This is a genomic window from Mucilaginibacter lacusdianchii, from assembly GCF_009770985.1.
Lineage (GTDB): Bacteria > Bacteroidota > Bacteroidia > Sphingobacteriales > Sphingobacteriaceae > Mucilaginibacter > Mucilaginibacter lacusdianchii.
In genome coordinates this window covers 1,546,804-1,553,743 of sequence record NZ_WSRW01000001.1, presented here as the reverse complement: position 1 = coordinate 1,553,743, position 6,940 = coordinate 1,546,804, and the positions used below count along the sequence as shown (strand labels likewise).

Annotated in this window: 8 protein-coding genes; 5 read left to right on the top strand and 3 right to left on the bottom strand. The window is 42.4% G+C overall.

Annotated elements, in window-relative coordinates:
- The first annotated feature begins 215 nt into the window (after nucleotides 1-215).
- Together GPM24_RS07040 and GPM24_RS07035 are read left to right on the top strand one after the other, a co-directional pair.
- A complete protein-coding gene (locus GPM24_RS07040; protein ID WP_158826005.1) occupies nucleotides 216-455 on the top strand; it encodes a hypothetical protein in 240 nt (79 codons plus the stop codon).
- A gap of 73 nt (nucleotides 456-528) precedes the next feature.
- Nucleotides 529-1,617 (top strand): AI-2E family transporter, encoded by a 1,089-nt coding sequence (locus tag GPM24_RS07035; protein ID WP_158826004.1) that lies wholly within the window; start codon nucleotides 529-531, stop codon nucleotides 1,615-1,617.
- Here GPM24_RS07035 and recO read toward each other — a convergent pair.
- Together recO and GPM24_RS07025 are read right to left on the bottom strand one after the other, a co-directional pair.
- Complete coding sequence (gene recO / locus GPM24_RS07030; protein ID WP_158826003.1) at nucleotides 1,614-2,339, bottom strand: DNA repair protein RecO; 726 nt, start codon at nucleotides 2,337-2,339, stop codon at nucleotides 1,614-1,616. The two genes, GPM24_RS07035 and recO, sit on opposite strands and share 4 nt — an antisense overlap.
- The gene (locus GPM24_RS07025; RefSeq protein ID WP_158826002.1) at nucleotides 2,329-2,697 is read right to left on the bottom strand and encodes a diacylglycerol kinase family protein; all 369 of its coding nucleotides are present in this window, start codon (nucleotides 2,695-2,697) and stop codon (nucleotides 2,329-2,331) included. The genes recO and GPM24_RS07025 overlap by 11 nt, the downstream gene beginning before the upstream one ends.
- Before the next feature lie 169 nt (nucleotides 2,698-2,866).
- Here GPM24_RS07025 and GPM24_RS07020 point away from each other — a divergent pair, with 169 nt between their 5' ends.
- From GPM24_RS07020 to GPM24_RS07010, 3 genes are all read left to right on the top strand, one after another.
- Nucleotides 2,867-3,460 carry a Crp/Fnr family transcriptional regulator gene (locus GPM24_RS07020; RefSeq protein ID WP_158826001.1) on the top strand — a complete coding sequence of 198 codons (594 nt, stop codon included), beginning with the start codon at nucleotides 2,867-2,869 and terminating at the stop codon, nucleotides 3,458-3,460.
- A gap of 74 nt (nucleotides 3,461-3,534) precedes the next feature.
- Nucleotides 3,535-4,326: a sterol desaturase family protein gene (locus GPM24_RS07015; protein WP_233268750.1), complete on the top strand. Its 792-nt coding sequence runs from the start codon at nucleotides 3,535-3,537 to the stop codon at nucleotides 4,324-4,326.
- A 141-nt stretch (nucleotides 4,327-4,467) separates the two neighbouring features.
- Entirely contained in the window at nucleotides 4,468-5,691 is a 1,224-nt protein-coding gene (locus tag GPM24_RS07010) for a GAF domain-containing sensor histidine kinase (RefSeq protein WP_158826000.1), read from the top strand.
- Nucleotides 5,692-5,718: 27 nt separating this feature from the next.
- Here GPM24_RS07010 and GPM24_RS07005 read toward each other — a convergent pair whose 3' ends face one another.
- On the bottom strand, nucleotides 5,719-6,906 hold the full coding sequence (locus tag GPM24_RS07005) for a sialidase family protein (protein ID WP_158825999.1): 1,188 nt from the start codon (nucleotides 6,904-6,906) through the stop codon (nucleotides 5,719-5,721).
- Between the last annotated feature and the right edge of the window lie 34 nt (nucleotides 6,907-6,940).

The following is a 6,940-nucleotide window of genomic DNA, read 5'->3' as shown; positions in this document are numbered from 1 at the left end:
ACCAGCTGAGCTATGCTCCCTTTTTTAAACCCGCCTTTCAAATAGCGTGGTTGATTTTGGGACTGCAAACATAGGCACTTATTTTATTTATTCAAAATAATTTTTCAAAATTAATGTAAGGCGCTGATTAGGTTTCATTTATTTTTTACTGACATATTGCAGCCAAATAAAACATCCTTTACCGTTGTTATGTTATCTGACTAAACACTGCACTTATGACTGATACAACCAATAATAGCACAAATGGCAAACAAGAGTTTACCATTAATTATTCTGAGCGTGAGTTAACCTGTTACGTAGAAAGAGAAGGTAACACCCTGCATCTGCACATTGATAATAACATCAATGCAGATCTGGAAATACAATCAGATGGTTCGCTGGAGCAAACTTCTGGTCCAACCCTGCCTCCTTCTACATTAGAATTCATTAAAAAAGAAGTACTCGGTCAATCATAAACCGGGCCCATGCTTTATTTATACAGGCAAGGTTAATAGTAGCCTTGCCTTTTTTCATTTTCAACTATTTGCTATGCCTTATTTATCACGCACGCTTCGTATTCTAACCTTGTTTCTTTTATCGGTTGTACTTTTATATTTGGCCGCACCGGTACTTATACCCCTTACTTTTGGTGCCGTATTGGCTATGCTGCTTATTCCTGTAAGCCGATGGTTAGAGAACAAAGGTTTAAACCGGGTTTTATCTTCTTTTTTAAGTATTTTCTTTTTTCTTATCCTGGTCGCAGCACTGGTAGCTTTACTACAATGGCAAATTGGCGACTTGGTTAAAGATTTTTCTAAAATTGAAGCACAATTACGCTCTTTGTTAGGCCAGGTTAAAGATTACGTTTATGAAAAGTTTGGCGTATCGGGCAGGCAACAGCAGCAAATTTTACAAGAGCAGCAATCGGGTGGTATGGAAAAGGCGGCCGGCATAGCGTTAAGCACGCTTACTTCTTTTTTTGGTTTGGTGGTAGATACCGTGCTGGTAATGGTATATGTATTTCTGTTCATTTACTTCCGTAGCCATTTTAAAAATTTTGTATTACGATTAGTAGCGGTTGAGAACCGCCTTACTGCCGAAAAAATTATTTACAGATCTACCCGTGTTACACAGCAATACCTTACCGGGCTGGGGATGATGATTGTGCTTTTGTGGGTGATGTATGGCATCGGCTTTTCCATAGTAGGTATCAAAAATGCGGTGTTCTTCGCTATTTTATGCGGTATACTCGAAATTGTACCTTTTGCGGGTAATATTACCGGTACTGCCATCACGGTTTTGATTGCGCTAGGTCAGGGTGGTAACAGCAATTTGGTTGTTGGTGTGCTGATTACTTATGCCATTGTACAATTTGTGCAAACTTACGTTCTGGAACCACTTGTAGTAGGTAATCAGGTAAATATCAACCCGTTGTTTACCATCCTGATTATTGTAGTAGGCGAGGCGGTATGGGGAATTGCCGGTATGGTACTGGCTATACCGGTGCTGGGCATGTTTAAGGTAATGTGCGACTACATCGAACCACTTAAACCCTATGGCTACCTCATTGGCGCCCAGAATGCCAAGGAGGACAAGAGCATATTCAAGAAACTATTTGGCGGAAGTGCTGATGATTAACTCAGCACTTCTTCTAACACCTCGTGCGATTGGATATAGCCAAAACCTTCAATATGCAAGGCATAGTACTCCAGTATACGAGAGATCAGGTACCGGCGTTCATCGTTAGAAAGGTTAATACTAGTCAAATTATCAAAGCCAAGGGCAAGCAGCTGGTAAAAGTTATAAGTATGCGGAGGCGACAAAAACTGGTCACTTTCGGGTTTATAACGGGTAAACACGCCATTACGCATGTCAAAATAATCAGCATTTGTAATACTGGTAACGTCCGGGTAAAATCCTAAATAACGGGTAAGGCCAATCAAAAATAATAAGTGAAAGTTGGCTAAACCCTCAGTTATGTTATCCAGCAGCTCTATCCCCTTAAATACATATTCAAACAGCTGCTCATCGGCGGTTTGTTGCTTAACAGCCTTATATAGCACTTCGTTCAAAAACAGGGCAATACTGCTTTTTACCACCTCGTAAGGAATATGCAACAGCAACGGCGAATTCTTCAGTTCCCGAATACGTTGTACGGCACCACTATTTTTGTAATATACTATCAAATCCAGTAGATGTAGCGGCTGCAGCATATTACGGGTAATTCTAGCTTTGGGCTTTTTTACGCCGTTGATAATGTACGATTGCAGCCCGAATTTTTCGGTAAATATTTGAACAATGACACTGGTTTCGCCATAATCGGTCACTTTAAGCACTATTCCCCGTGTTTTATGCAGCATGATGAATGAGGTTTAATAATTTAGGTAAAAATATAACCAAGCCGGTTATCAGCGCAAATATGGCTGCAAGGAGTACAGCCCCGGCGGATACATCTTTCACAATACCTGCCTTTACATTATAATCGGGCGATACCAAATCTGTCAGTGTTTCAATAGCAGTATTAATCAGCTCTACTACCAACACCAAGGCTATACACAAACCTATCCATAGCCATTCTTGCTGCGATATATGCAGCGCATAGCCCATAAAAGCAACCGTAAGCATAGCCACCAGGTGCACCCTGAAATTCAGTTGGGTAGCCGTAGCATATCGCAAGCCTTTAAATGCATAACCAAAACCACGGATAAATTTTTGCATAGCAGCCACTAAAGTACAATAACCGCCCGAACGGTTAAAATTACCATCATCATAACAGTAAACAATTTAATTGGTTAGCAGGTACAAACAAGTCATATATTTTGAGCCAATCTTAAAGCAGTTTTGACATTACAACAAAATTGCACTTACAGCTGTTTTCACCGTATACATGCTCAATCCAACCGAGATACAATACTACTTAAAGGCGTTTGAAGGCCTGAGCTTACCAGATGTAATGGAGCTATTGCAAATGGCCCACACCCGGCACTTATCGGCCGGTAGTATTTACATCAGGGAAGGTGCCGATACCCAAAAGCTGGCTTACATCAGCAAAGGCCTCATCAGGGTATATAAGCTGAAAGAGAACGGTGATGAAGCTACCCTGATGCTACGCTGGGAAAACCAGTTTATTGCCTCGCATGATAGTATTATCCTTAACCAACCTTCCCGCTTTATTTATCAGGCGCTGGAAGATACCGACCTGCTGGAACTGGATTATAGCAAAACACTGCCGCTAATGGATCATAACCCGCGCCTGTCATCATCACGCAACTCCTTTTTACTGCACATGCTGGCCGAGGCACTGGATAGGGTAGAGTCGTTTGTGCTGCTATCACCCGAAGAACGCTACCTGCAATTATTGCATAATAAGCCTGATATTTTAAACCGGGTACCTAATAAGTATCTGGCTACGCTATTAGGCATCACGCCAGTATCGCTTAGCCGCATCCGCAAAAGAATTGCCTCGCCAGTTAAGCGTTAATTATCTTTTGTTAATTTTAAGCCGTGCCTTGCCTGCTAACTTTGCGTTGTTGAAAGGATAAGGAGAACACGATAATGATACCCATAATCAAACAGTTAATGCAACTTTTCAGCATGTCGGCTATTCGCTATTTTGTGATTGCCGGGGTGCCTTTTATAATATTTTACAAGTTACTGGCTAACTGGTTCAGCCAGTCAAAAATTCAGAACCGTCAAGCCAGCCGCAAAGATTTTATTCGAGAAATTTTGCACTCTATGCAAACCACAGCCGTGTTTGCTGTTATTGGCTATTTAGTTTTATTTACGCCGCTTAAAAACCATACGCTGGTTTATACTGATATAAATGCTTATCCACTGTGGTGGATTCCGGTAAGTTTAGCCATCAGCCTGGTTATACACGATACTTATTTTTACTGGATGCATCGTTTGCTGCATCATAAAAAGCTATTCCGCTACACTCATCTAGTGCATCATCAATCTACTAACCCATCACCGTGGACCTCATACTCTTTCCACTTTTTGGAAGCATGGACCGAGGGCGCTGTTTTATTTGTGATTGTACTGCTAATGCCGGTGCATCCGCTTACCATTGTGCTGTTTACCATTATTGGTTTTATGATTAATGTATACGGGCACTTAGGTTACGAAGTAGCGCCGCGCTGGTTTAGGCATACGTTTTTGTTCGAAATCCTGAATACATCAGTGCACCATAATATGCACCACAGCAAATTCAAAGGCAATTACGGGTTATATTTCCGCATTTGGGACAGGGCGCTGGGTACAGAACACCCCGATTACGTAAAGGATTATGACCGCATTCAGCAAAACAGATTCGGTGTAAACACTAACCAAGCTATTAAAGCCTAATTTTTCTCAGATTGAGTAAAGGAATAAGCCTTTGGCACTGATTATGAAGGTTTATTTATGCAGTACAGTTTTATTGCAACTCTTTGTGCTGATTATCAGTACAAAGGAAACTAACTATTGTGTATTATAAACCCTAATACTATGATTGAACCATTACCAATGCCAGTAAACGAAATGGACAGGTTACTGGCCTTATCTGATTTTGACCTGGACTATTCTAACTTAGAAGAAAATTTTAAAGACTTAAGTAAGCTGGCGGCTAAAGTGGCTGGTGCCGATATATCAATGGTAAACCTGATTGATACTTTTACGCAATGGACCGTATCTAGCTATGGTTTAGATATGGAACAAATGCCGCGCGAAGAATCTGTTTGCCAGTATACTATCGTAGAGCAGGATAGCTTTGAGGTACCCGATTTGTCGGCAGATACCCGCTTTATGGATAAGTTTTATGTGGCCGGCAATCCGCAACTGCGTTATTATTTTGGCATACCGCTACGGGTAGATGGAGGTCATCATATAGGCGCTTTATGTGTTTTGGACACGCAATCGCGTGTACTTACTCCCGAAAAAGTAGAGTTACTCAGAATTATTGCCGATGAAATTGTTACCCGCCTAAAAACGGTAAAAGCCATTACCTCTTTGCGCAACCGCATGAGCCAAGCTGCCGAAACACAACGCCGGGTAGCACATGATATTCGTGGCCCATTGGGCGGCATTATCGGCTTGGCACAAATCATCAGCGAGCAGGGCGATGAAAATCAAATGGATGAAGTGCTGGAATTTGTGAACCTGATTCATAAAAGCGGCCGATCCATTTTAGAACTGGCCGACGAGATACTGACGGCCAATAAGCCAGCACAGCTCGAAGAAGTAAAACTAAGCAGCAATGAATTTAACCAATTGGTGTTAAAAGAAAAGCTGGAAAAGCTTTATGCACCGCAAGCCGTTAACAAGAAGATAAATTTCACCGTGACGGCAAGTCCGGAAAATCAGGTAGTACCTTTTTCTAAAAATAAGCTGCTGCAAATTATCGGCAACTTAGTATCAAACGCTTTAAAATTCACACCGGTTGGCGGCCATGTGGCCGTACGCCTGATGTTAAAGCTAAACCACCCTGAAAACTTGCTGCAAATACAAGTAGAAGACAGTGGCGTAGGCATGGGGCATGACAAAATTATGCAGATATTAACGGGAAAAGGCGAATCAACCACAGGTACAGGGGGCGAGCAAGGCTACGGCTTTGGCTTGGCGCTGGTTAAACATCTGGTGGATAGTTTGAAAGGAACGCTGGATATTTATTCGCAGCCTGAAAAGGGAACAACTTTTACTATCAACTTGCCGCAAAGCAAAATTTCAAAATAAACAAGCGAAGGCACATCAGGCGTTATATCAATGGCTGATGTGCCCTTCTTTATACCATATTTCGCTGCGCTCATCTTTAAAGTTGCGGGTAGATACGGCTACCAGCGTGCTATCATCTTTTAAAAATAAAGAATTGAAGTAAGCGCCATCAGTAACCGGCAAATTAGGCCAGGGATATGACTTCTGACTAAAATTTTGTGCCATGCTGTTACCTACCAATACCAGCATGGTGCTTTTTTTCCATCCTTTAAAGCGGTCAATTTTGCGACCGCCGTCATCTTGTACCGAAATAATAGTTTCGCCGCTTGGTAGTTGCACCAAGTAAGGTGCGCCGCCCCATACATTACTAGTACCGCACCAGCGTCGTCCGTTTTGCTCGGTTGCCAAGCTATCATACTTAAACTGCGCTTTTTCAGACGACCATATAAAGCATGGCGATTTAGGGTTACCCACCGATTCGAAAACCGCTACAATACCTTTATGGTTTTTAAGCACCACGGGCACCGGCATACCATCCCTGCGCCCTTTTACAAACGCCACCGGTTTGGGCTGCTGCCAGTGCCAACCATTATCATTTGAGGTCATAATCATCAGCTTTTGCTCGTGCCTGCCGCCAGCCCCTTTGGAGCTAACTAATTCGGTTGAAAAAAACAGTTGAATTTCGCCGTTAGGTAATTGTACCATGCCCGGCTCCCATGATCGGCCAATGGCTATCATCTGCGGTTTACTCCAGGTGTGGCCTGCATTTTTGCTGATGCAAACCTGGATGTTATTATGCGTACTATCATCTGGCCTTCCGCGTCCGGTAAAGGCCAGCAGCATCCAGCCGTTGCGCAAGCGCAACAATTCGGGGGTTGAAAAACCGTAGTACCGGCGCGGAATGCTATCCGGCACAACCACTTTAGGCTTTTCCCAACTTTTGCCGTTGTTAAAACTTCGACGCAGCACAATATTATCCCACTCGTTGCCTTTGCTGCCACAGTGATAAGTAAGTAGCAAAGTATCTTTATTTAAGCGACTGATACGACCGTACTCAGCAAAGTATACATCGTGTGATATTTTTTTTCCAATACTATCCCACCTTATCTTCAACTCGGGTCTGGATTTGTCTCTCGGTGCAGCCTCGTTTGCTGCATTACTATGCCGGTTACTTTCACGACATGAAGCAACAGCAAATGCGAATAAAATAAAAATGAGCCATCGAAAGTTTTTCATAGCAGGTAATTGGCACTTGTATAAATACTTATAA

Bases quoted from the DNA above. Each gene is read 5' to 3' on its own strand.
- GPM24_RS07025 (WP_158826002.1), bottom strand. From the start codon at position 2,697: ATGCAAAAATTTATCCGTGGTTTTGGTTATGCATTTAAAGGCTTGCGA.
- GPM24_RS07035 (WP_158826004.1), top strand. From the start codon at position 529: ATGCCTTATTTATCACGCACGCTTCGTATTCTAACCTTGTTTCTTTTA.
- GPM24_RS07005 (WP_158825999.1), bottom strand. From the start codon at position 6,906: ATGAAAAACTTTCGATGGCTCATTTTTATTTTATTCGCATTTGCTGTT.
- GPM24_RS07010 (WP_158826000.1), top strand. From the start codon at position 4,468: ATGATTGAACCATTACCAATGCCAGTAAACGAAATGGACAGGTTACTG.
- GPM24_RS07040 (WP_158826005.1), top strand. From the start codon at position 216: ATGACTGATACAACCAATAATAGCACAAATGGCAAACAAGAGTTTACC.
- GPM24_RS07015 (WP_233268750.1), top strand. From the start codon at position 3,535: ATGATACCCATAATCAAACAGTTAATGCAACTTTTCAGCATGTCGGCT.
- GPM24_RS07020 (WP_158826001.1), top strand. From the start codon at position 2,867: ATGCTCAATCCAACCGAGATACAATACTACTTAAAGGCGTTTGAAGGC.
- recO (WP_158826003.1), bottom strand. From the start codon at position 2,339: ATGCTGCATAAAACACGGGGAATAGTGCTTAAAGTGACCGATTATGGC.